This window comes from Kitasatospora mediocidica KCTC 9733 (assembly GCF_000744225.1).
GTDB lineage: Bacteria > Actinomycetota > Actinomycetes > Streptomycetales > Streptomycetaceae > Kitasatospora > Kitasatospora mediocidica.
In genome coordinates this window covers 82545-105173 of record NZ_JQLN01000006.1, presented here as the reverse complement: position 1 = coordinate 105173, position 22629 = coordinate 82545, and the positions used below count along the sequence as shown (strand labels likewise).

General features: G+C 72.6%; 21 protein-coding genes and 1 riboswitch. Of the genes, 12 read left to right on the top strand and 9 right to left on the bottom strand.

Going from position 1 to position 22629, the window contains the following annotated elements; all coding sequences use genetic code 11:
* Positions 1-26 precede the first annotated feature (26 nt).
* Positions 27-479, top strand: a complete 453-nt coding sequence (locus tag BS80_RS43625) for a MarR family winged helix-turn-helix transcriptional regulator (protein WP_035802969.1) — start codon at positions 27-29, stop codon at positions 477-479.
* A 53-nt stretch (positions 480-532) separates the two neighbouring features.
* On the opposite strand, the gene lepB is transcribed toward BS80_RS43625, so the two are convergent.
* Entirely contained in the window at positions 533-1453 is a 921-nt protein-coding gene (gene lepB / locus BS80_RS26730; RefSeq protein ID WP_083975410.1) for a signal peptidase I, read from the bottom strand.
* Positions 1454-1655: 202 nt separating this feature from the next.
* Between lepB and BS80_RS26725 the strand changes: the two genes are divergently transcribed.
* Both BS80_RS26725 and BS80_RS26720 read left to right on the top strand, forming a co-directional pair.
* Positions 1656-2318, top strand: a complete 663-nt coding sequence (locus tag BS80_RS26725; protein ID WP_035802967.1) for a lysophospholipid acyltransferase family protein — start codon at positions 1656-1658, stop codon at positions 2316-2318.
* A gap of 338 nt (positions 2319-2656) precedes the next feature.
* A complete protein-coding gene (locus tag BS80_RS26720) occupies positions 2657-4669 on the top strand; it encodes a S53 family peptidase (protein WP_035802965.1) in 2013 nt (670 codons plus the stop codon).
* Positions 4670-4710: 41 nt separating this feature from the next.
* On the opposite strand, the gene BS80_RS26715 is transcribed toward BS80_RS26720, so the two are convergent.
* Entirely contained in the window at positions 4711-5136 is a 426-nt protein-coding gene (locus BS80_RS26715) for a DUF6299 family protein (RefSeq protein ID WP_035802963.1), read from the bottom strand.
* Between the two features lie 182 nt (positions 5137-5318).
* On the opposite strand from BS80_RS26715, the gene BS80_RS26710 reads away from it, so the two are divergent.
* A complete protein-coding gene (locus BS80_RS26710) occupies positions 5319-5501 on the top strand; it encodes a hypothetical protein (protein ID WP_035802962.1) in 183 nt (60 codons plus the stop codon).
* 78 nt (positions 5502-5579) lie between these two features.
* On the opposite strand, the gene BS80_RS26705 is transcribed toward BS80_RS26710, so the two are convergent.
* Positions 5580-6464 carry an MBL fold metallo-hydrolase gene (locus BS80_RS26705; RefSeq protein ID WP_035802961.1) on the bottom strand — a complete coding sequence of 295 codons (885 nt, stop codon included), beginning with the start codon at positions 6462-6464 and terminating at the stop codon, positions 5580-5582.
* Between the two features lie 95 nt (positions 6465-6559).
* On the bottom strand, positions 6560-7078 hold the full coding sequence (locus tag BS80_RS26700) for a flavin reductase family protein (RefSeq protein WP_198045634.1): 519 nt from the start codon (positions 7076-7078) through the stop codon (positions 6560-6562).
* Positions 7079-7669: 591 nt separating this feature from the next.
* Between BS80_RS26700 and BS80_RS26695 the strand changes: the two genes are divergently transcribed.
* Positions 7670-9376, top strand: a complete 1707-nt coding sequence (locus BS80_RS26695) for an MFS transporter (protein WP_051967393.1) — start codon at positions 7670-7672, stop codon at positions 9374-9376.
* A gap of 45 nt (positions 9377-9421) precedes the next feature.
* Positions 9422-9898 carry a MarR family winged helix-turn-helix transcriptional regulator gene (locus BS80_RS26690; protein ID WP_083975404.1) on the top strand — a complete coding sequence of 159 codons (477 nt, stop codon included), beginning with the start codon at positions 9422-9424 and terminating at the stop codon, positions 9896-9898.
* A 49-nt stretch (positions 9899-9947) separates the two neighbouring features.
* Here the strand turns inward: BS80_RS26690 and BS80_RS26685 are convergent, their stop codons facing one another.
* From BS80_RS26685 to BS80_RS43895, 3 genes are all read right to left on the bottom strand, one after another.
* Positions 9948-12857, bottom strand: a complete 2910-nt coding sequence (locus BS80_RS26685; RefSeq protein WP_051967233.1) for an AfsR/SARP family transcriptional regulator — start codon at positions 12855-12857, stop codon at positions 9948-9950.
* A 129-nt stretch (positions 12858-12986) separates the two neighbouring features.
* Positions 12987-13679 carry a DUF4232 domain-containing protein gene (locus BS80_RS38080; protein WP_051967232.1) on the bottom strand — a complete coding sequence of 231 codons (693 nt, stop codon included), beginning with the start codon at positions 13677-13679 and terminating at the stop codon, positions 12987-12989.
* Positions 13680-14172: 493 nt separating this feature from the next.
* Positions 14173-14316 (bottom strand): hypothetical protein, encoded by a 144-nt coding sequence (locus BS80_RS43895; RefSeq protein WP_332262197.1) that lies wholly within the window; start codon positions 14314-14316, stop codon positions 14173-14175.
* Positions 14317-14797: 481 nt separating this feature from the next.
* Here BS80_RS43895 and BS80_RS26675 point away from each other — a divergent pair, with 481 nt between their 5' ends.
* The 6 genes from BS80_RS26675 (at position 14798) to BS80_RS43890 (ending at position 20349) form a co-directional block, all read left to right on the top strand.
* The gene (locus BS80_RS26675) at positions 14798-15001 is read left to right on the top strand and encodes a cold-shock protein (RefSeq protein WP_035802959.1); all 204 of its coding nucleotides are present in this window, start codon (positions 14798-14800) and stop codon (positions 14999-15001) included.
* 270 nt (positions 15002-15271) lie between these two features.
* Positions 15272-16648, top strand: coding sequence for a serine hydrolase domain-containing protein (locus tag BS80_RS26670; protein WP_035802958.1), 1377 nt, complete (start codon positions 15272-15274; stop codon positions 16646-16648).
* A gap of 187 nt (positions 16649-16835) precedes the next feature.
* Positions 16836-17834 (top strand): heavy metal-binding domain-containing protein, encoded by a 999-nt coding sequence (locus BS80_RS26665; protein ID WP_051967231.1) that lies wholly within the window; start codon positions 16836-16838, stop codon positions 17832-17834.
* A 14-nt stretch (positions 17835-17848) separates the two neighbouring features.
* A complete protein-coding gene (locus tag BS80_RS26660; RefSeq protein WP_157536624.1) occupies positions 17849-18679 on the top strand; it encodes a heavy metal-binding domain-containing protein in 831 nt (276 codons plus the stop codon).
* Positions 18680-18749: 70 nt separating this feature from the next.
* Positions 18750-19184, top strand: a complete 435-nt coding sequence (locus tag BS80_RS26655) for a hypothetical protein (protein ID WP_051967230.1) — start codon at positions 18750-18752, stop codon at positions 19182-19184.
* Between the two features lie 212 nt (positions 19185-19396).
* Positions 19397-19520: riboswitch (cyclic di-AMP (ydaO/yuaA leader) on the top strand.
* A 289-nt stretch (positions 19521-19809) separates the two neighbouring features.
* Positions 19810-20349: an aggregation-promoting factor C-terminal-like domain-containing protein gene (locus tag BS80_RS43890; protein ID WP_332262204.1), complete on the top strand. Its 540-nt coding sequence runs from the start codon at positions 19810-19812 to the stop codon at positions 20347-20349.
* Between the two features lie 176 nt (positions 20350-20525).
* Here BS80_RS43890 and BS80_RS26645 read toward each other — a convergent pair whose 3' ends face one another.
* A complete protein-coding gene (locus BS80_RS26645) occupies positions 20526-21038 on the bottom strand; it encodes a methylated-DNA--[protein]-cysteine S-methyltransferase (protein WP_035802957.1) in 513 nt (170 codons plus the stop codon).
* A 125-nt stretch (positions 21039-21163) separates the two neighbouring features.
* On the bottom strand, positions 21164-22147 hold the full coding sequence (locus BS80_RS26640; protein ID WP_035802956.1) for an adenosine deaminase: 984 nt from the start codon (positions 22145-22147) through the stop codon (positions 21164-21166).
* Positions 22148-22629 lie beyond the last annotated feature (482 nt).

Here is a 22629-nt window from a genome sequence, read left to right as displayed (position 1 = left end):
GTCAAGCACCTCGCTAGAGTGTCCCCATGTCCTCCCCCTCAGACATGTCCACTCCCCCCGACGAGCTCTCGGCCCGCGCGATCGGGCTCTTCGTCGCGATCAACCGGCGTTACGCCGGGGAGGCGGAGGCCGCGGCCGCCGCGCAGGACCTGACCCCGCTCCAGGCCAAGGCCCTGCTCGCGACCATGGATCCGGTGCCGATGCGGGCGGTGGCGGACAAGCTGCACGCCGAGCCCTCCAACATCACCGCGGTGGTCGACCGGCTGGAGGAGCGCGGCCTGGTCGAACGGCGGGCGGCTCCGGGCGACCGCCGGGTCAAGCTGGTCGCGGCCACCGATCGCGGACGGACGGCGATCGCCGAGCTGCGCGCGGCGATGCCGTTCGCCGGCGACCCCCTGGGGGCGCTGGGGACCGAACAGCGCGAGGCGCTGTGCCGGCTGCTCGAACTGGTCGTCGGGCCGCAGGAGCGGCAAGCCTGACGGCCCGGCGCGACCGAGCGCGGACCGGGCCGTCAGGGGCCGTCAGGAAGGCGTCAGACCTGCCCGTCCCGGCGGCGGCGCCGGTTCCACAGGGTCAGCGGGACGGCTCCGGCCAGCGCGCCCAGCGCGCTCGGGGCGGCGGAGAGCGCCGCCCCCGCGGAGAGCCCCTTCTGACCGAACGTCGACGGCACCGACAGCACCGACCAGCGGTCCAACGGCCAGGCCACCACGAACGCCCGGCCGACCACGTCGCTCACCGGCACGAAGCCGCCGCCGTTGCCCTGGAGCCGCTGGTGGCGGGAGTCCCAGGAGTCGTTGCGGTGGTCGCCCATCACCCAGAGCTTGCCCTTGGGCACCGTCACCGTGCCGACCGAGTCGTCGTCACAGGGGGTCGCGCCGGGGTAGAGGTACGGCTCGTTCAGCGCGACGCCGTTGACCTTGACCGGCGCGCCGGCGTCGCACTGCACGGTGTCGCCGCCCACCGCGATGACCCGCTTGATCAGGTCCTTCTCGCTGGCGGACGGCATCAGCCCGATCGTGCTCAGGGCCGACTGCAGATCGCGCAGCACGGGATTGCTGGTCGTCGGCGGGGTGTCCGCCGCGGTCAGCCAGCCGCCCGGGTCGTGGAAGACCACCACCTCACCGCGCTCGGGCGTGCTGCCGAACCAGGGCGTCAGCTTGTCGACCAGCACCCGGTCCCCCTGCTGCAGCGTGTTCTGCATGGAGTCCGAGGGGATGGAGAACGCCTGCACGAGGAAGGTCTTGATCAGCAGCGCCAGCACCAGCGCGATCACGACCAGGACCGGGATCTCCTTCCAGAGCGGGCGGCGCGGCCGGGGCTCGGCCACCGGCTCCGCCACTGGCTCGGTCACCGGCTCGGTCACCGGATGGCCGGGGCCGGTCAGCCCGTCGACCAGCGGCTGCCCCTCGGACCCCGTCCGCTCCCGTGCCGCACCCTCTGCCGGGCTGTCCATCGCGATCTCCCTCTCCACCACACCGACCGAACCACCACCCCCAACGAACGGGAGTTCCCCAGCGTGCGGAGACTACATCCCGTCAGTCTTTGAGTACCTGTACTCAGTCGCCCGTCGGTCGGCGGCACGAGGATATGACCGCGCCTCGGACCGAGACCACAGCCCGGCACGGCAGCCCGCTCGAAGGAACAAGGTAGACCAGATGATCAGCAGGATCGCCACCACGCTCGTGCCCGCCCTCGGCGGCCTGACGATCAGCACCGACCCGGACGCCGAGCTGGCGCCCGGCAGCATCATCGCCGCCAACCACACCTCGCTCCTCGACCCGGCGATCGTCGTGGCGGCCCTGCACCGGCTCGGCGTGCAGCCGGTCATCATGGCCACCGCCGGGCTCTGGCGGGTCCCCGTCCTCGGTCGCGCGCTGGAGCGCGAGGGGCACATAGCCGTGCACCGCGGCACCGCGCGGGCGGCCGCCGCGCTGGACAGCGCCGCCGCCGCACTCGCCGCCGGACGCCTCGTCCTGATCTACGGGGAGGGCGGACTCCCCCGCCGCCGGGACTCGGGGGAGACCGCCCCCGGCGCGTTCCGCAGCGGCGTCTCCCGTCTCGCCCGGGAGACCGGCGCCCCCGTGGTACCGCTGGGCCAGGCCGGTGCGCGCCGGCTGAGCTCGGGCAGCGCGAGCAAGCAGCTCGCGGGGTTCCTCACCGCGCCGCTGCGCCGACCCGGGTTCCACGTGCACGTCGGCGCGCCGGTCCGGCCGACCGGCGAGGCGGCGGCGGCGACCGCGCAGGCCCACCAGGCGGTCAGTGCCGCCTGGGAGGTCGCCGTCCAACGCCTCGGCGAGCGGACCGGCGCCGGGCGCTGACGAGCGGCCCGCGCACCGCCGCCGGAACGCGGAGTGGCTGAGATGAAGGAGTTCCCCGCTCCGTTCACCTCAGCCATCACCACAGTGACCGACCGCCTGACGCGCTGTCAACCAGCCCTGGTGCGCACTGCCCGAGAGGGCACACCGGCCTCCCGCCGGCGAACCCGCTCGAGAAACTCCGCGGTCCGGTGCGACCGAAACGGTGGGCCGGTACGTCCCTAAGGCCTGAGCGGCCGCGGCGCCGACGCAGCCGCGCCCTGTCGGCTGCGCCGGCGCCGCGGGACCGCCGGTCCGCGGCACCGTGCGCGGGCCGCTGCCCACTGACGGAGTGTGACACCTTGCCCCAGCAGCACCCCTCCCTCCCAGGCGCCCGGCGAGCCGGCGCGCTGACAGCCGCCCTGGCCTCCGCCGCGCTCGTCGTGGCCGGAGCCGTGGCACCGGCCGCAGGCGCGGCGACCGCGAGCCGCACCACTCTGCCGTCCGCCGTCCCCGGCTGGACCTCGGGGCAGCACGCGGCCAAGGACGTCGGGACGGCGCCGGGCAGCCGGAGCCTGTCGCTGCGGGTGTACCTGGCAGGGAACAACCCGGTCGGCATGCTCACCGCCGCGAAGAACGTGTCCAACCCGGCCGGCCCGGGCTATGCCCACTACCTGACGCCTGCCCAGTTCACCCAGCGCTACGGCACCACCGCGGCGCAGACCGCCAAGGTGAGCGGCTGGCTGACCGGGTTCGGGATGACCGTCACCGGCATCGACGCCCACTACCTGAGCGTCACCGCCACCGTGGCCGAGGTGCAGCAGGCCTTCTCGACCTCGCTGCACAGCTTCCAGTGGTCGGCCGGGGCGTCCTCGCCCGGCGTCGCTCCGGTGAGTGCCATCTCGGTACCGGCCGCGTTCGGCCACGACATCGCCACCGTGATCGGGCTGGACGTCCAGCCGGGCGCGGCAATGCCGGCACCGAAGGCCAGAACGACAGCCACGGCCGGCAAGGCCGCGGCGGCCAAGACCGACCCCGCCGCGCAGCCGTGCTCGCAGTGGTGGGGCCAGAACAGCTCGGCGATCCCGCCCGTCAACGGCGTCGCCTCCGCCATCGACCAGGTCTGCGGCTACACCCCGCAGCAGATGCGCGACGCCTACGGCGTGACGAACAGCCCCTACACCGGCAAGGGCCGCACGGTCGCCGTCGTCCTGGACGGCGCGCTGCCGACCATGGAAGCCGACGCCGACCACTTCTTCGCCGCCCACGGCGTACCGGGCTTCACCCCGGGCCAGTACAGCGAGAACCGCAGCGCGACCTTCGCGGACACCTGCGGGGGTGACGGCTCCCCCGACCTCCCGGAGGAGCCGCTGGACGTCGAGTCCATCCACCTCACCGCGCCGGACGCGAAGGTGGTCTACGTCGCCGCCGACTGCGACCAGCGCGGCGGCTACGGCGGCGGCAGCCTGAACTTCCTGGATGCCGAGACCCGGATCGTCGACCAGCACCTCGCGGACGTCTCGACCGACTCGTTCAGCACCCTGGAGTCGATGACCACCCCGGCCACGGCCGCCGCCTGGGAGCTGATGTTCCAGCAGGGCGCCCTGGAGGGAATCGGCTTCAACTTCGACTCCGGCGACGCCGGTGACGGCTCGTCCGGCGTCTGGCAGGGCAACCCGTCCTCCGTGCTCTTTCCCGCCTCGGACCCGTGGGCGACCGGCGTCGGCGGCACCACGCTGGAGATCGGTAAGGACGGCAGCGTCACCGACGAGCTGGGCTGGGGCTTCGACCAGGCACAGCTCAACCCGCAGGGCACCGGCTACCTGACCCCGCCGCCCGGCCAGTTCCAGGAGGGCTCGACGGGCGGCCGCAGCGCCTCCTTCGCCCAACCCTGGTACCAGAAGGCCTCGGTGCCCGCCGCGCTGGCGACGGACCACGGCACCGCTCCCGCCCACCGCGAGGTGCCGGACGTCGCCGCCGACGGCGACGGCGCCAGCGGCTGGCTGATCGGCTTCACCACCCCCGGCAGCCCGTACCAGGAGGTCACCGAGGCCGGCACGAGTGGCGCCGCGCCGCTGGTCGCCGGGCTGGAGGCGGACGCCGCGCAGGCCTCGGGCCACGCTGTCGGCTTCGCCAACCCGCTGCTGTACTCGCTCGCCGGCACCCCGGCGATCCACGACATCGTGCCGGCCGCGGCCGGCCGGGCCCCGTCGGTCTTCGAGTACCAGTACGACCCGTACGCGCCGAACGGCGTCGTCAGCTACCTGGACCTGCTCGACCAGGACGGCACCCTGAAGACCGCGCCCGGCTACGACGACGTGACCGGCGTCGGCTCGGTGACGTCGGGCTTCGTCCGCTCGTTCGCCCGGAGGTGACGGCGGGCGGCTCCCCGCACAGCCGGGGAGCCGCCCGGGGGTCAGCCGTTGGCGAGGGTGACCATCTGGGGCTGGTCCGCCAGGAAGGAGATGTTCGGGATGATCGAGGAACCAGGGCTCAGATGCACCATCGAGGCCCGGACCTGGGCCGGGCCGGGCACCGCCGCCTGGTAGGGCCGGCCGCTGGCGGCCCAGTTGTGTTCGAGGCCGTCGCAGACGGTCGGCACGCCGTTGCCGATGTTGCTCGTGACCGAGCCGGTCGTGAGCGACGTGTCGATGACGGTGCCGTGCGCCATGGACGGTGAACAGTGGTACGTGCCGGACAGGGTGACCGTCCCGTCGGCGGCGATCACCCCGGTGGGGGCGACGGTGACGGCGTTGCCGCCGCCCGTCGCGCCGAACGCCGGTCCGGCGACCGAGACGGCCAGGGCACCGATGACCCCGGCAACTGCAAGACGACCCCGCATGACTACCTCCGATAGACGCTGTACGCGGGATACAACTACCGTGCGCCGGGCGGCGCGTCCGGCATCCTCACCCGTCCGGTGGCGAGTCGTCGCCCGGCGGGGCGGACCGGTAATTCTCATGATCGTAAGCTGAAACCGTGCGGAACGACGCACACCAACGAGGAATCAAGGGAGTCACGTTCATGACGCAGACCCAGCGGGCCGGCACCCCGATATCGCGCGTGCGGGCAGCGGTCGCCGCCGTGGGCCTCGGCGCGGCACTGGTCGTCGCCGCCGCCTGTGCGAGCGCGGCGCCGGCGCAGCAGACGAGCGCGTTCAACCCGCCGCCGAAGTCGGTGGGCAGTTGGAACACCACGGGCGCGTGAGCCTGCGGGTGGACGGGCGGGAAGGACCGCCCGTCCACCCGCCCGGCCGTGCCGGCCGTTTCAGCGGTGCCGGCCGTTTCAGTCGGCGTCCTGCTTGCAGATGACGAAGTCGGCGAACGCGTGGCGTCCGGGCCGGTCACCGACCTCCTCGATCGCCCGGCGCAGGTCGTGCAGTTGGCCGACCGTCATCTCCAGCGCGGGCTCCTGCGGCTGGTAGCTGGTGCGCACCGGATAGTCCACCCCCGGCTCGCGGGTCATCTCGATGTGGCAGCCCAGCACATGGGCGACCGGGTGGGTGGCCGCGAAGGCGAGCAGGCGGTCGACCGTACGCCGGAAGGCGGCCCAGTCCTCCACGTACAGGCGGCCCGGGTAGACCGTGTCGCCGGTGAACAGGAGCCCGGTGGAACGGTCGTAGAAGGTGACGGCCGCCGCATGGTGGCCCGGGGTGGCCAGGCAGTCGACCACCCGGCCGCCGAGGTCGACCTCGGCGATCCGGTCCGCGTCCTCGTCGAACCCGAAGTAGGCCCAGGCCGTGGGCAGATCGGCGCCCACCACGGTGGTGTCCGGCCGGTCGGCGAACTGCGCGTCGCCCGCGACATGGTCGCCGTGCGCGTGGGTGTGGAGCACCAGCAGCGGACAACCGCGCTGCGCGGCAACGGGATCGGCGTGCAGCCGGGCCGCGATCAGCTCGTCGACGACCCGGCGCAGCGGGAAGAACGCGGCGGACTCGGTCGCGCCGGTGTCCAGCAGCAGCGCCCGGTCCGCGCCGAAGAGCAGGTAGAGGAACGGCGCCTCGTAGTCGACCGCCATGTTCTGCCGCAGGACGAAGGTGTGCTCGTCGTAGGCATGGACCTGGATGTCGGGGTCGGTGTTGTGCTTGGCCGACGGCGAGCCGTGGATCCAGTCGACGCCGAGCGGCACCGCCGTGGCGGCGAGGTCGACCGGCTGTGTACGTCCACTCATGGCATCTCCCGTGCGCGCGGCCCCCGGGGCGGCGGGGCGGCGCGGCTGTCGTCCGGCGGGCCGCGGCGAGTCCGGGGCAGGTCCGCGCGGGGACCCTAGCAGGCGAAGCCGCCGAACGCGCCGTCGTGGTACACCAGGGGCGCGCCGCCCTCCCCCGCGCCGGCGGCTGCCACCTCGCCGACCACCAGCAGGTGGTCCCCGATCTCCTGGAAGAGCACCGGACGGGCGGTCAGCCAGGCCGCCGCGCCGTGCAGGAGGGGCACGCCGTGCTCGTCCGGCGTCCAGTCGGTGCCCTCGAAGCGGTCGATGCCGCTGCGCGCGAAACGGCCCGCCAGCTGCTCCTGGCGGCGGTCCAGCAGGTGCACCGCGAACAGTTCGGCGGCGCGGACGGCGGGAGCGGCCGAGGCGGTGGCGGAGAGATAGAAGGAGACCAGGGCCGGCTGGAGGCTGACCGAGGTGAACGAGGTCGCCGTGAAGCCCGCCGGGCCGGGCACCGTGACGACGGTGACGCCGGCGGCGTGCCGGCGCAGCGTGCGGCGCAGCAGCTCGGCCGACGGCGGGACGGCGGCGGGCGGGAGGGGGCGGGCATGGGAGAGGTCCTGCAGGGTCGTCACGGACGGCTTCCTTCCAACAGGCTGGCGGGGAGGGGAAGATGGGGACAACGGCCCCCTGTCGCACGGGCGCTCCGGATGCCGGACGCGCGCGGGCCGTACAGGTGGGCGACCGACCGGCGGCGTGCTGGGGAGGCGCCGGGCGGTGGGGATCGGCCCCGCGGAGCGGGTGGCCGGGCTCGTCGACGGGAGACGGGAGACAGGAGACGCGGGCTGCGGTGGACGGCGCTCGGAGCGTCAGGCGCTCAGGCGGCCGGGGACCGGTACACCGCTACTCCGCTGCCCCGCGCATGCGACGGCCGGGAGGGCGCTGGGTCAGCGACAGAGACAGCTGCTGGTGCGCCGGAGGTCCACGAAGCGGCACACCACGGCGGGGTGCGTCGTAAGCATGCGCTCATCCTGATCGCGGCGGGCCGCCCGTGTCAATGGACGCCAAAAGCTGTCTCACCGCAGGCCCCACCCGGCGGTTCCCGCCAATCCCATGCCGGTGAACCGATGATCGGACTATCGTTAGCTGATGTGAGCTATCCAACAGGCTCCTCCGACCGAGAGCCGTCCGACCGAGACCCGGCGCAGCGAGCGGAACGGCGCTGGATCGGCCCCGACCATCCGCGCTACCCGTGGGTGGCGCTCTCCAACACCACGCTCGGCACCCTGATCGCGACCATCAACAGTTCGATCGTGCTGATCTCGCTGCCGGCCATCTTCAACGGGATCGACCTCGACCCGCTGCAGCCGGGAAACGTCAGCTACCTGCTCTGGATGCTGATGGGCTACATGCTGGTCACCGCCGTCCTGGTGGTCACCCTCGGGCGGCTCGGCGACATCTACGGCCGGGTCCGGATCTACAACGCCGGCTTCCTGATCTTCACCGTCACCTCGGTGGCGCTCTCGCTGGACCCGCTGCACGGCGGTGGCGGCGCGCTCTGGTTGATCGGCTGGCGGGTGGCCCAGGCCGTCGGCGGGTCGATGCTGATGGCGAACTCGGCGGCGATCATCACCGACGTCTTCCCGGCCGAACGCCGGGGCATGGCGCTCGGCGTGAACATCGTGGCGGGCATCGCCGGATCGTTCATCGGCCTGGTCCTCGGCGGCCTGCTCGCCGAGTGGAACTGGCGGTCCATCTTCTGGGTGAACGTGCCGATCGGCATCCTCGGCACGGTCTGGGCCTACCGCTCGCTGCACGACACCGGCAGCCGCCGGCCGGCCCGGATCGACTGGTGGGGCAATGTCACCTTCGCGCTCGGACTGACCGCGCTGCTCGCCGCGATCACCTACGGGATCCAGCCGTACGGCGGCCACACCATGGGGTGGACGAACCCGTGGGTGCTCGGTGGCCTGTTCGGCGGGATCGTGGTGCTGGTCGCCTTCTGCCTGATCGAGTCCAGGGTCGCCGAACCGATGTTCCCGCTCGCGCTCTTCCGGGACCCGATCTTCGCCGGAGGGAACGCGGCCACGCTGCTCGGCTCGATCGCGCGCGGTGGGCTGCAGTTCATGCTGATCATCTGGCTGCAGGGCATCTGGCTGCCGCTGCACGGCTACGACTACGCCGACACCCCGCTCTGGGCCGGCATCTACCTGGTGCCGCTGACCGTCGGCTTCCTGGCCGCCGGACCGATCGCCGGCTATCTCTCGGACCGGTACGGCGCCCGGCTGTTCGCCTCCGGCGGGCTGCTGGTGATGGCCGTCTCGTTCGGCGGACTGCTCGTGCTGCCGACCGACTTCGGCTACCCCGCCTTCGCCTTCCTGGTCTTCCTGAACGGCCTGGGCGGCGGGCTGTTCGCGGCACCGAACACCTCGCTGATCATGTCGAGCGTGCCGGCCGAGGCGCGCGGCGCCGCCTCCGGGATGCGCGCCACCTTCCAGAACGCCGGGATGGTGCTGTCGATCGGCGTCTTCTTCTCGCTGATGGTCGCCGGTCTCGCCTCCTCACTGCCCGGCACGCTCAGCTCCGGTCTGACCGCACAGGGCGTGCCGGCGGCCGACGCGCACGCGATCGCCGCGCTGCCCCCGGTCGGCACGCTCTTCGCCGCCTTCCTGGGCTACAACCCGATCCAGAACCTGCTGGGCCCGCACGTCCTCTCGCAGCTTCCGCCCTCCAGCGCACACACTCTGACGGGACGTCAGTTCTTTCCGCAGCTGATCTCCGGCCCGTTCCACGACGGCCTGGTGGTGGTCTTCTGGCTCGCGATCGCGATGTCCGTGGTGGCCGCCGCCGCCTCGCTGGTCCGCGACCGCCCCGGGGTCGCGGACCGAGCCGCTACGGTGGAACGCGGAACGGGGCCGGTACCGCGGACCTGATACGCGGACCTGAGCCGCATCCGATCCGAGGAGGCCCACCGCACCATGAGCGACACCGACCCGGCCGACGCGGACGTGCCCGAGCCGAGCAGCACCCGGGGGCTGGCCCCGGACTCGATCGCCCGGCTCCGGCTGGTGATCGCCAGGCTCAACCGGCAGATGGCGCAGGCCTCCAGCGGTCAGGACCTGACCTCCGCCCAGCTCTCCGCGCTGGCCCGGATCGAGCAGCACGGCCCGCTGCGGCTGGGCGAACTCGCCGCGCGCGAGCGGGTGGCGGCGCCCTCGATGATCAGGACCCTCGGACCGCTCAGCAGCGCCGGACTGATCGCCAAGAGCCCCGACCCGCAGGACGGGCGCTCCCAGCTTCTGGAGCTCAGCGAGCCCGGGCGCCAAGCCATCGCGCAGATCCGGCGCGAGCGCTCCGCCCTGCTCTCGCACCGGGTGGAGCGGCTGGACGCGCGGCAGTGCCAGGCTCTGGAGGCGGCCCTCCCGGTGCTGGAGCTGCTGCTGGAGGAGACCTGAGGCCCCCACAGCGCGCGTCGGTCCCAGCGAGGCCGTGGCGACGATGCGGTCACAGCTCGGCCGGCATGCCCAGCCGGGTGAAGAGCTGCCGCGCCTCGGTGCGACAGAGCTCGGCCCGGTCCGGCTCGCCGAGCCTGGCCAGCGCCTCCCCCAGTGCCCGGGTCGCGACCGCCAGGCTGAGGTTGTCACCGGTCTCCCGGCAGCGACTGCGGGCCGCCTCGGCGCAGGACACCGCCTGGGCCGCGGCCCCGGCGCCGAGGTGGTCCTCGGCGAGCCGCGCGAGGCTGGCACCCTCCCAGCGCACATAGCCGCGCTCGCGGGCGAGCTCCAGCGCCAGCCGATGTTCCGTCAGCGCCTCGTCGTACCGCCCGAGTTGATTGAACGCCACACCACGGACGTAGGTCGCCCACATCTGCCAGCGCGGGGTCCGCAGCCGGAGGGCGAGGTCCCGCGCCCGGGTGGCGAACTCCAGGGACTGCGCCGACTTCTGCTGCTGGAGGCAGCCGCGGGCCAGCCCGACCAGCATCACCACCTCCAGCACCGGGTCCTGGAGGTACTCGGCGTTGATCTCCAGCCCGAGTTCGTGGCAGCGGGCGGCCTCCTCGTGCCGGCCCGCCCAGCTCAACCGCACGCCCAGCACCGTCCGGGTGATCGCCGTGGTGTAGTGGTCACGGTGCGCCGTGCTCAGTTCGAGCGCGCCGCGCAGCAGGTGCTCGGCCTCCTCGAACTGGAAGCGGTCCAGCAGGACGTTGCCGAGCGCGGAGCCGATCCGCCCCCGGGCCCAGTCGTCACCGGCGCGGTCGGCGGCCAGCGCCAGAGCGCGGCCGACGGCCTCCGGCAGCGCGGGGCTGCGCACGTCGGCGTCGGGGCTGTAGCGGATCGCGAGAAAGTACAGGTCGGCGGCGGGGCGCAGCGGCACGTCCGGGAGGGCCGCCAGCATCCGCAGCACGTTGAACAGGCCCACCCGCTCGACCTCCACCCAGACCCGGGCCGCCCCGGCGTCCGGCCAGTCGAGGCCCTGCGCGTGGGTCCTGGCCAGCGTCCGGTGCAGACCGGCGGCCGGGTCGGTGAGCCGGTTGGCGTTCTTCAACGAGGCCAACAGGAAGTCGACCAACCGGCAGAGTGCGGCGGTCCGTTCACGCGCCGGGTCCTCCTGCTCGGCACGGCCGCGGGCGAACAGCCGCCACAGGTCGTGGTAGCCGTACCGGCCCGGCGCCCGGGTGTCCAGCAGGCTCAGGTCGACCAGGCCCTCCAACAGGCTCTCGGCCCGAGCCTCGTCGAGGTCCAGCAGGGCGGCGGCCGCGGGCAGCGAGACGTCCGGCATGTCGGGCAGCGCGAGCAGCCGGAACGCCCGGGCCCACTGGCCGTCCAGCTGGCCGTAGCTGAGCTCGAAGACGGCGGCGACCGCCGGGTCGGCGGCCGCCAGTTCCGCCAATCGGCGCTCCTCGTCCTGCAGTCGTTGCGCCAGGTGCGCGACGGTCCAGGCCGGACGGACCGCGAGACGGGCCCCGGCGGCCCGCACCGCGAGCGGCAACAACCCGCAGGCGTGCACGAGTTGGGCGGCGGCCAGCGGCTCGGCGGCGACCCGTTCGGCGCCCGCCAGCCCCGCCAGCAGCTCCAGCGCCTCCGCCGGATCGAGCACCTCCAAGGGGATGCACTCGCCCTCGGGCAGGTGGAGCGCGCTGCGGGCGGTGATCAGCACGGCACAGCCCGGTCCGCCCGGCAGCAGGGGCCCGAGCTGGGCGGCGTCCCGCGCGTTGTCCAGCAGGACGAGCAGCCGCCGCCCGGCCGCCGCCGTGCGGAACAGGGTGGCGCGCTCGGTGGTGTCCTCGGGGATCGATTCGTCGGGCACCCCCAGCGCCCGGAGGAATCCGGCCAGCACCGCCCCCGGCTCGGCCGCGTGCTCGCTCGCGCCCGCCAGGTTCGCGTACAGCTGTCCGTCGGGGAAGAGACCGCGGAGCAGGTGACCGAGGTGCACCGCGAGTGTGGTCTTGCCGACGCCGCCGCGCCCGGTGATCAGCGAAACGGTGAGCCGGCGGTCCGCCGCGCCGCTCACCACCCGGCCGAGCAGCTCCTGCAGCAGTTCCGCGCGTCCGGCGAACCGCGCCACGTCGGGCGGGAGTTGACCTGGGACGGCCTGCCGCGCGGACGGCTCCGCCGACGTGGCCGACGTGGCCGAAGAGGTCGACGCCGCCGGATCGGGCCGGGGCGCTGTCGTCCGGTCCAGCAGGACGGCGTGCAGCTCCTGCATCCGCCGGCTCGGGGCGATCCCCAGTTCGGCGGCGAGCCGGTCGGTGAACCGCCGGTAGACGTCCAGCGCGTCGCCGCGCCGACCGCCGTGGTGCAGTGCGCGGGCCAGGTTCTCAACGAACAGGTCGTGCAGCGGATCCTCGACGACCTGTGCCTGGAGCTCGGCGATCACCTCGCGATCCCGCCCCAACTCCCGGGTGAGGGAGAGCCAGCGCTCCAGCACGTCGAGTCGTTCGGCCTCCAGCGCCGCCGTCCCGGACGCCAGCACCCGGCTCCCGGGCTCCGGCGGCAGCGGCCCGCGCCACAGCGCCAGCGCCGAGCGCAGCAGCCGCGCCGCACTCTCGGCGTCGCCGCGCTCGACCGCCTGGCAGGCCTCCTCGACCCTCGCGGTGAAGGCCAGCGCGTCGATCAACTGCTCGTCGGCCACCAGGCGGTAGCCCGGCTCGACGGTGAGGATCCGGGGCGCAGGCCCCAGGGCGGCCGCCTCGGCCAGCCGGCGGCCGAGCGAGTGCGCAATGCCGCGCACCTGGTGGACGGCAGTCTCGGGCGGACGGCCGTCCCAGAGGGCCTCGACCAGCCGGGGCAGCGGGACCGTCCGGTTGGCGTTCAGGGCCAGCGAGGCGAGCATGCGCTCCTCGTACGGTCCGGCCAGCCGCACACGCCGCTCCTGGTGCCAGACCTCCAGCGGCCCCAGAATCCTGATCTCCACGGCATCTCCCCCCGTTCACCTGCGGCCGGCCCGCACGGCGTCCACGCTCTCACCACACTCCCGCGCGGCGGTCACGATTCCGCCACCGTAACCACTGCGGGCGAATCGCTCCAAGGAGCAGGAGCCGTTTCAGGAGAAGACGACACCCTGGTTGGACGGCTGGAGCGAGCCCTCGGTGAAGCCGGCCGAGGAGACCAGCAGCTGCGGCACCACCCCGCCGTCGACGCTGAGCACATTGGCGGTGAGCTGGGTGGTCTCGTCCGGCGGGGTCACCACGACCCCGGCCAGCACCTCGCAGCTCGCGTCGGCCTTGTCACAGGACGACCACTTCAGGCCGGAAAAGGCGGTGGTGCCGGGCTTGAGCGTCACCTGCGTCGGCGCTCCCGGGTGGGCCGAGCGGATGGTCGGCACGGTGACCCTGCTGTTGTCGGCCAGCAGGCCGCCGTAGCCGAGGTAGCCGTCGACCGTGCAGGTCCGCGTGCTCTTGTTCACCAGCATGACCATCGCCGAACCGGCCCCGCCGGGCTGCAACTGGACGTCGGCCCGCAGGTCACCGGTGTGACAACGGTCCGACGCCTTGACCGGGGCCGCGGACGAACCGGCACCCGTCCTGGCTCCGCCGCCGGTGGACGAACCGGCGCCCGCCGTGGTCGCGGCCGTCGCGCCGGACGCCGCGGACTGGCCGCCGGTGGCGGCCGTGACGGATGCGGCAGGCCCGGCCGACGTCGCGTCGTCGTTGCAGGCGACGGCGCCGAGGGCGAGGGCCGCGCCGGTCATCGCCAAGGCAGCGTTGCGGGTCAGCCTGGCCAAACGCGGGTTCATGAGCTCTCCTGGGGTACCGGGCAGCGATCCGCTGGGCGTCCGCCTGCCGCACACGATCTTCGAGCGCTATCACGCACCCGGCCAGGAGGTCAGTTCTCCACTCTCCGTATCGGAGCGATGACAAGTGTCACGGAACTGTCACCGGTGTCGCGGCACGCGCGGTCACAGCACGCGCGTGGCAAGCGGCCCCGGAGACGGCACGGGACGCACGGTGAGGCGGGACGGGACGGGGTCAGCCCTACCGGGTCCCGGGGGTGACACGGGACCGGACCGCGGGCAGCCCTGAACTCGGCGCCGTACGGAGGGCGGCGCGCGAGAACAGTCCGCCGGTGTCGGCGGACGGGCACGATCGACAGGGGGCATCCTGCTGACCGACACCGTGCGGGGTGGGCTCGTCACCGCCCACACCACACACCGGCCCGAGACCACCACGGCCCGAACCGGCTTTCGGCAGGGCGCAGTTGGCAGCAGTCTCAGGGCTGGAAAGACCTGCTCAGAGCTTGAAGAGCTTGGCGAACGGCTTCGTGATCCGCACCTGACGGGACCCGAAGTCGACGAGCACGGCGATCTCACCGTCGCCCTCGACGGCGATGGTGCGACCGAGGCCGTACTGGTCGTGCGAAACCCGGTCACCCACGGCGAACACCTTGATGGGTGGCGGGACTGGGGCAGCGAAGGGGCTGGTGGGCAGAGGACGCCGGACCGCGGCTGATTTCGTCATCACCACCAGTATGCGCCCCACGAGGGGTGATCGGACCATCCCGGCAGGCATCGAAATGGTGTACTTGCTCCGTCCACCCCTGACCGCACCATCCATGCGACCCGGAGCGGGCACCCCGCCGACCGGCCCCGCGGCCGCGCGCGTCGGCCGCCGCGGTGCAGCCGTCCGAGGGAGACGGCGGACTGCGGCAGAGGCAATTCCCCCGTTTCGGCTCTCACCCTGCTACAGTCGAAGAAGTTGCAGTTGTGGTTCCCATGAACTTTTGTGTGCGCCTGCTGATTGTGATGATCATCAGGCGCATTTTTGTTTCCCCGGATTCATTCGGGCGGGCCTCATCGCGGCGACGCGGAACTCGTGAATCGCGAGTTTCGGACAGCCCCCTTAAGGAGATATCTCTATGGCTACTGGCACCGTGAAGTGGTTCAACGCGGAAAAGGGCTTCGGCTTCATCGAGCAGGACGGTGGCGGCGCTGACGTCTTCGCCCACTACTCGAACATCCAGGCCAACGGCTTCCGTGAGCTGCTCGAGGGCCAGAAGGTCGAGTTCGACGTCACGCAGGGCCAGAAGGGCCCGCAGGCGGAGAACATTCGCCCGCTCTGATAAGTCACAAGCTCGGCTTTTCGCCTTGCTGAGCCTGAGGGCCGGTACCGTGCAGTCGCACGGTACCGGCCCTCAGGTCGTTTGTGGCGGGCGCGCGGAAATCCGCGGCCGCCACCGTGTGATTCCGGTCGTTCGCGCGCATGTGCGGCCACCCGTTGCGCGACCTTGAACGGCACGGCGCAGGCCGGCGGAAAAGGCGGATGACCCGATCCGGCCCCCCGGGTAGGGTCGGGCCTGACCGCCGGAACGCCTGCAGAAACGAGAGCTCAGATGCCCGACCTGTCCCAGGAGTTGCTCCCCGGAACCAGCCGCGCGCTGCTGCACCGACTGGCCGTCGGCCAGGCCGAGGGGCGCACGCCGTCCATGGTGGGAGCCGTGGTCCGGGGCGGACAGGTGGTCTGGACGGGTGCCCGGAGCATGATCGAGGACCATGCGCCGACCGACGACGTGCAGTACCGGATCGGTTCGATCTCCAAGACCTTCGCCGCCGTGCTGGTCCTGCGCCTGCGCGACGAGGGTCTGCTCGACCTGTCCGACCCGCTGGAGCGCCACCTCCCCGGCACGGCGGCGGGCGAACTGACGATCCATCAACTGCTGACCCACACCTCGGGGCTGTCCTCCGAGACACCAGCCCCCTGGTGGGAGCGGACCGACGGCGCGCTGCGGCCCGAACTCGCCGACGTGCTCGGCGAGCAGCCGATCCGCCACCCGGCCGGCCGGCTCCACCACTACTCCAACCCCGGCTACGCGCTGCTCGGCGCGCTGGTGGAGCGGCTGCGCGGCGAGCCCTGGGGGGAGGTGCTGCGGCGCGAGGTGCTGGAGCCGCTGGGCATGACCCGGACCTCGCTGCTGCCGCAGGCGCCGCACGCGGGCGGTTTCGCGGTGCACCCGTGGGCGGACGTCATGCTGCCCGAACCGCTCACCGACACCGCGCTGATGGCGCCGGCCGGTCAACTGTGGTCCACCGCGGCCGACCTGTGCCGCTGGGCCGCCTTCCTCGCCGCGGGCAACGAGAAAGTACTCGCCCCGGCGACCGTCGCCGAGATGCGCCGGCCGACGACCGAGCCCGAGGGTGAGGAGTGGGCCGGCTGCTACGGCCTCGGTCTCCAGGTGATCCGGCGCGGCGGCCGGGTGCTCTTCGGGCACAGCGGCTCGATGCCCGGGTTCCTCGCCTGGATCTGGGTGAGCGAGGCGGACGACGTCGCGGCGGTCGTCCTGACCAACGCGACCTCCGGCCCTGGGCTCGGTTCCGTCGCCGGAGACCTGGTCCGGATCGTCGCCGAGCACGAGCCGAGGATCCCGCAGCCGTGGCGTCCGCTGGCGGCGGCCGATCCGGAGCTGCTGGCGCTGACCGGTCCCTGGTACTGGGGTCCGAGCGCCTTGGCGCTGCACCTGCGGGCGGATCGGACGCTCGAACTGACCGCGCTGGGCGGGCAGGGACGTGCCTCGCGCTTCCGCCCGGAGGCGGACGGCAGTTGGACCGGCCTGGACGGCTACTACACGGGCGAGACGCTGCGCGTCGTCCGCACGGCGGAGGGCGCGGTCAGCCACCTCGACATCGGCAGCTTCGTCCTGACCCGCGCACCGTACGGTCCGGCCGAGGCGATCCCCGGCGGCGTCGACCCGCAGGGCTGGCACGCGGGGTAGGGCCGGTACGCCGGGCATCCACCCACCCACCCGGGCACCGACCCACCCGGCCGCGGATCCGGAGGGCGCGTTACGGTTCCGTCCTGGTTTGCGCCTGGCCGACAGGTCTGCTGGGCATCGCTGGATCTTCGGCTTAGGGTGCCTTGTCGGACCTCGCCGGGGGCCCAGGAGAGGATTGGGTGGACGCATGACGGAGTCGTGGAGCGGAGCCGGGCTACCCCCCGCCGCCGCGGCGCGGGTCGCCGAGGTGCGGGCGAGCGGGACCTGGTCGTCGGCGCTGACGACCGGTGAGTTCGCGGCGATCAGATCGGTCGGGTTCGAGCCGGTCGGCCAGGTGATGGGGTCGGCGGTCTACCACGTCGGACGCAGCGGCCGGTACTGGGGCTACCACGCCTGCCTCTACCCGGGCGCCGGCCTGGGCATCGGCTTCGGGGGCGCGAGGGGCTACGGCCCCGCCGGGATCGCGCTGTCCGGCAACGGCGCGCCGTCCGCCGCGCTGGTCGAGGTGATGGACTCCGCGCGGCGCACGGCGCTGGGCCGGATGACGGCCGAGTGCGCGGCGCTCGGCGGCGACGGTGTGGTGGCGGCTCAGCTGACCATGGCTCCGTTCGTCGCCGCTCCGGGCTGCCTGGAGTTCAAGGTGATCGGGACGGCGGTGCGGGCGGCCGGGACGGTGCGTCCCCGACGCCCGTTCACCTCGCACCTGGACGGCCAGGGGTTCGCCAAGCTGATCTCGGCGGGCTGGGTGCCGGTGGACCTGCTGGTGGCGATGTCGATCGGGGTCCGCCACGACGACTACACCACCCGGCGGCAGGGCTTCTCCTACCGCAACCAGGAGATGGACGGCTGGAGCGCACTGGTGCACCACGTCCGCTCCGACGCCCGTACCCAACTCGCCCGCCAGGGTGCGCAGCAGGGCGGCGACGGCGTCGTCCTGGCCAGTGGGAACCTGCGGATCTGGGAGGAGCCCTGCATCCAGAGCGGCGGCAACTCCGAGCAGAAGGACCACGTCGCGGAGTCGACGCTCGTCGGGACCGCGATCGCCCGCTTCGCCACCGGGCCGGTCAAGCCCTCGACGCTGACCGTCGTCCCGCTCAACAACAGTGGCGACCGCCTGCGCCGCCGCCTCGCCCAGGCGAGCCGCACCGGCCGCGCGTCCACCCGTCCGTCCACCGCACAGTCATAGGGGAGAGCGACACCATGAGCACCTTCGATCCGACCGCCCAGGGCGTCCCCGCCGACGCGATGCGACGCCTGGCCGAGCTGCAGCCCGGCAAGCCCGGCTCGATCTTCACCAGCGACCTCTCGGTGAACGAGTTCCTGCTGGTCCGCGAGGCCGGCTTCCAGCCGATCGGGCTGGTGCTGGGCAGCTCGATCTACCACGTCGGGATCCAGCTGGGCCGCTGGGGCAAGAACCAGGAGCTCGAAACGCTCAGCCAGGCCATGTACCACGCACGCGAGCTGGCGATGACCCGGATGGAGGCCGAGGCGGCCCAGCTGGGTGCGGACGGCATCGTGGGCGTCCGACTGACCGTCGAGGCACGGGAGTTCGGCTCCGACATCGCCGAGTTCATCGCGATCGGCACCGCCGTCAAGGCGGACCACCCCGCGCCCGGCGGCACCAGCTGGCGCAACAACAAGGGCCAGCCGTTCACCTCCGATCTGTCCGGGCAGGACTTCTGGACGCTGATCCGGGCCGGCTACGCCCCGCTGGGCATGACGATGGGGACGTGCGTCTACCACATCGCGCACCAGAAGATGGGCTCGGTCTTCAACAACATCGGCAAGAACATCGAGATCGAGAGCTACACCCAGGCGCTGTACGACGCACGGGAGTTGGCGATGGCCCGGATGCAGGCCGAGGCCGAGGAGCTGCACGCGGAGGGCATCGTGGGCGTCCAGCTGAACGCCCACAACCACCGCTGGGGCGGCCACACCACCGAATTCTTCGCGATCGGCACGGCGGTCCGCCCGCTGCGTGAGGACCACGAGATCGAGCGGCCCACCATGGTGCTCAGCCTGGACGGCTGAGCGCTTAGGGTGAGCTCGAGTGACGGGTGAGGGAACGACCGGTCGCCAACCGACCGCACCGAGGAGCGACATGACCGACCATGGGCAGATCGAGCCGGCCCCCGAGGAGCCCGCCGACTCGATCGACCTGATCGCCGCCGCCCTGCGGCGCGACGCCTCCGACCTGGAGGTGTACGCGCAGGTGCTGACCGGCTCGTTGGCGGAGGCGCTGCCGTCCGACGCGGTGGCGGTCGAGCGCAGGCGCAGCATGGCCGACCGGGTGGCCGGGCGGCCCGGGCGGATCGAGAAGCTCGAAGTCGACATGAGCGAGCGGCGGTTGACCCTGAGCCTGACCCACGGTCGGCCGGTCTGCGAGATCTGCACGGTGGTCCGTGGCGTGGTGCTCTCCCGCAAGTCGGTCCCGCTCGACGAGTGGACCCGCGAGCTGGCCGCCGCCGTGACGGCCCGCGCCAAGTCGGACGCCAAGGCGCGGGCCGCGCTGGAGCGGCTGGTGCTGGGCGACTGACGCGGGCGCTGCGGGACGCCCTCGGAGCGGCTCGCGAGCGATCTTCGGGCGAACATGAGACACCTCACATCGCCTTGTGATTGCGCCATCCGTCTGCGTACGGTGCATCTCGTTCGTCTTCACACGAACCCCGCTCTCCGGAACGCCGAATCCTGCCACCGGACCGAGCGGGCACGCGCCTGAACACGCACCACGGCAGGAGCGGGGGACCCACAGGTAAGTCGCCCCACCCGGACTCGGTCCGGGCGGGGCTTGGGGTGAAGCCGCGCTCAGCGCGGCCGGGCAACTCCAGCCCGAACCCGACAGCTCACCTCGTAGGCGTAGGAGAGGAACCTCACTTCATGATGTCTGCGAACGGCTTCAGCCTGCCCAGCCGCACCACCCTCCAGCGCGCCATCGCCGCCACCGTAGTGGCCGGCGTCGGCGCCGGTCTGACCCTGGCCGCCGCCGGTGGCGCCAGCGCCCAGCCGCTGCACCACGGCCACCACTACGCCGGCAAGCCGGCCGCGATCTCCATCGCCGCCGTCAAGACCGCGCCGCAGGCCGCGCACACCGCCCCGGTCGCCCAGGCCCCGGCCGCCGCCCCGCAGGCCGCGCCGGCCGGCTACACCGTGGTCAGCGGTGACTGGCTGTCCAAGATCGCCACCACCCACAACGTCCAGGGCGGCTGGCAGAAGCTGTACGACCTGAACAAGTCCGCCCTGACGCACGGCCCGGACTCGATCTACCCCGGTCAGCACCTCACGCTGTCGGGCTCCGCCCCGGCCGCCGCGCCGCAGCAGAGCGCCCCGCCCAGCAGGCCCCGGCCCCGGCCGCTCCCGCTGCCCCCGCCGCCTCTGCCGCTCCGGCCGCCGTCGCCGCCCCGGCGGACAACAGCGCCTCCTCGCTCCAGGCGCTCGCCGCCTCGATCGTCCCGGCCGACCAGCTGGCCTCGTTCGACCAGATCATCACGCACGAGAGCGGCTGGGACGTCACCGCGACCAACCCGTCCTCCGGTGCCTACGGCCTGCCGCAGGCCCTGCCCGGCAACAAGATGGCCTCGGCCGGTTCCGACTGGCAGACCAACCCGGCCACCCAGATCAAGTGGGCGCTGTCCTACATGAACGCCACCTACGGCAGCCCGAACCAGGCGTGGGCCTTCTGGCAGACCCACAACGCCTACTGATCACCCCCTGGGGCGGCCGCCGGGCCGACCTGGTGGACCTGGTCAGGGGTTGTGTGATGGCGGCCCACTGACCAGCCGATCAGCCGTGCAGGGCCCGGTTCGCGAACGCGGACCGGGCCCTGCGGCGTTCCCTGCCACGTCTCCTGATGGTCCGTCACGTCTACGACGGCTTGGGACTACAGCAGCGTCGCCGGGCGGGCGCCCTCCAGGCCCAGCAGGTACTCCTTGCGCTCCAGGCCGCCCGCGTAGCCGGTCAGCGCGCCGGTCGAGCCCACCACCCGGTGGCAGGGGCGAAGGATCAGCAGCGGGTTGGCGCCGATCGCGGATCCGACCGCGCGCACACCGGCGCGCGGGACGCCGATCTGCTCGGCGAGCCGACCGTAACTGGTGGTGCTGCCGTACGGGATGGTGTCGATCGCGTGCCAGACCCGCTCCTGGAACTCGGAGCCGTGGGTGCTGAACCGTACGTCGAACTCCTTCAGGTCCCCCGCGAAGTACGCCGCCAACTGCCGGGCGATCCCGGCGAACGCCGCCGGGTCGTGCCGCCAGCCGTCCAGCACCCGCGCGGCGCCCTTCTGGCCGGTCATCGAGAGCGAGGCCAGCCGGAGGCCGTCGGCGGGCTCCGGGGATTCCTCCCCGACCAGCAGCAGCTCGCCCAGGGGGCTGTCGATCGTGGTGTGGACGGTCATCGGTGTTCCCTCTCCTTCACGCTGTCCTACACCAGCTACTCTGCCGTCTCCGGGCGGCCCGCACTGGCGGATTTCGGACTTCGCAACCCCGCCTCCGGCCACCGCCCGTTCGCCGCGCACCGGCGTCAGAACGCGTAGGCGTCGACCTCGGCCAGGTAGCGGGCGCGGGTGGGCTCGTCCAGGAAGGCGGCCTCGAACGAGTTGCGGGCCAGCGTGCGCAGATGACCGTCCGTCAGGTCCAGCGCGTCGGCGACGGCGCTCAGGTTCTCGTGCACGTGACCGCCGAAGTAGGTCGGGTCGTCGGAGTTGACGGTGGCGACCAGCCCCGCGTCCAGCATCGCGCGCAGCGGGTGGTCGGCCAGCGTGTCGACGCAGCGCAGCCGGACGTTGGAGAACGGGCAGACCGTGAGCGGGATCCGCTCCTCGACCAGGCGGGCGACCAGAACGGGGTCCTCCAGCGAGCGGATGCCGTGGTCGATCCGCTCCACCCGCAGGTGGTCCAGCGCCTCCCAGACGTAGGACGGCGGCCCCTCCTCACCCGCGTGCGCCACCGCGCGCAGTCCCAGTTCGCGGGCGCGCTCGAAGACGGCGGCGAACTTGACCGGCGGGTGGCCGACTTCGGCGGAGTCCAGTCCGACGGCGGTGATCCGGTCCAGGTACGGCCGGGCCGACTCCAGGGTGGCGAGCGCGGATTCGGCGGACTCGTCGCGCAGGAAGCAGAGGATCAGGCGGGTGGTGATGCCGAACCGCTCCTCGGCGCGGGCCAGCGAGGCGCTCAGGCCCTCCACGACCGTCCCGATCGGCACCCCGCGGGCGGTGTGCGCCTGCGGGTCGAAGAAGATCTCGGCGTGCCGCACGCCCTGTTCGCCGGCCCGCGCGAGGTAGGCGTCGGCCAGCTCGGTGAAGTCCGCCTCGGTGCGCAGCACGTCCATCAGCCGGTAGTACAGGGTCAGGAACGACTGCAGGTCATCGAAGCGGTACGCGGATCGCAGCTCCTCGACCGAGTCGAACGGGAGCGCGACGGCATTGCGTTCGGCGAGGGCGAACGCGAGCTCGGGCTCCAGCGTCCCTTCGATGTGCAGGTGCAGCTCTGCTTTGGGAATGGACATCACCCCATCGTACCGGCTCGACCCAGAGAATCATCGGCACGGCACGAGGGTGGTGCGCAGTCGACCATTCTCGTCACACGCACCGAATCCACACCGCGACCCGACTGGACGCCGGGTGGGAGGATCCTGTGAAAACCCGGAGAATGCAGGACTGCGGCTAACCCGACTGGAAGGATCCATTCCCGGGGGATCCGCAAGGCCGATGCCCGGGGGTGGAGCACGACTCGACACCGCCGCGCGGGGCGGGTGCGGAAAATCGACGGAATACGCCGGGGCGACAGCTCGGCCGGCAGCACACCGACCATCAGCAGCCGTCGGCCGACCGCCGACACATTGCACGCGAAATGTCGTGTGGAGGAACAGACCGTGGACCCGTTCTTACCCTGCCGTGTCGTGGGGAGATTGATTCGCCGCCTGGCGGCGACGACGGGGACGGCCGCCGTCGGCCGCGTCACCGGACCATCGTCGCGAGGGAGCGTCGA

Coding starts and splice junctions, on each gene's coding strand:
- BS80_RS26645 (WP_035802957.1), bottom strand. CDS start 21,038: ATGACCGTCCACACCACGATCGACAGCCCCCTGGGCGAGCTGCTGCTG.
- BS80_RS26655 (WP_051967230.1), top strand. CDS start 18,750: ATGACCGACCATGGGCAGATCGAGCCGGCCCCCGAGGAGCCCGCCGAC.
- BS80_RS26640 (WP_035802956.1), bottom strand. CDS start 22,147: ATGTCCATTCCCAAAGCAGAGCTGCACCTGCACATCGAAGGGACGCTG.
- lepB (WP_083975410.1), bottom strand. CDS start 1,453: ATGGACAGCCCGGCAGAGGGTGCGGCACGGGAGCGGACGGGGTCCGAG.
- BS80_RS26705 (WP_035802961.1), bottom strand. CDS start 6,464: ATGAGTGGACGTACACAGCCGGTCGACCTCGCCGCCACGGCGGTGCCG.
- BS80_RS26665 (WP_051967231.1), top strand. CDS start 16,836: ATGACGGAGTCGTGGAGCGGAGCCGGGCTACCCCCCGCCGCCGCGGCG.
- BS80_RS26725 (WP_035802967.1), top strand. CDS start 1,656: ATGATCAGCAGGATCGCCACCACGCTCGTGCCCGCCCTCGGCGGCCTG.
- BS80_RS26660 (WP_157536624.1), top strand. CDS start 17,849: ATGAGCACCTTCGATCCGACCGCCCAGGGCGTCCCCGCCGACGCGATG.
- BS80_RS26690 (WP_083975404.1), top strand. CDS start 9,422: ATGAGCGACACCGACCCGGCCGACGCGGACGTGCCCGAGCCGAGCAGC.
- BS80_RS26710 (WP_035802962.1), top strand. CDS start 5,319: ATGACGCAGACCCAGCGGGCCGGCACCCCGATATCGCGCGTGCGGGCA.
- BS80_RS26670 (WP_035802958.1), top strand. CDS start 15,272: ATGCCCGACCTGTCCCAGGAGTTGCTCCCCGGAACCAGCCGCGCGCTG.
- BS80_RS43625 (WP_035802969.1), top strand. CDS start 27: ATGTCCTCCCCCTCAGACATGTCCACTCCCCCCGACGAGCTCTCGGCC.
- BS80_RS38080 (WP_051967232.1), bottom strand. CDS start 13,679: ATGAACCCGCGTTTGGCCAGGCTGACCCGCAACGCTGCCTTGGCGATG.
- BS80_RS26715 (WP_035802963.1), bottom strand. CDS start 5,136: ATGCGGGGTCGTCTTGCAGTTGCCGGGGTCATCGGTGCCCTGGCCGTC.
- BS80_RS26675 (WP_035802959.1), top strand. CDS start 14,798: ATGGCTACTGGCACCGTGAAGTGGTTCAACGCGGAAAAGGGCTTCGGC.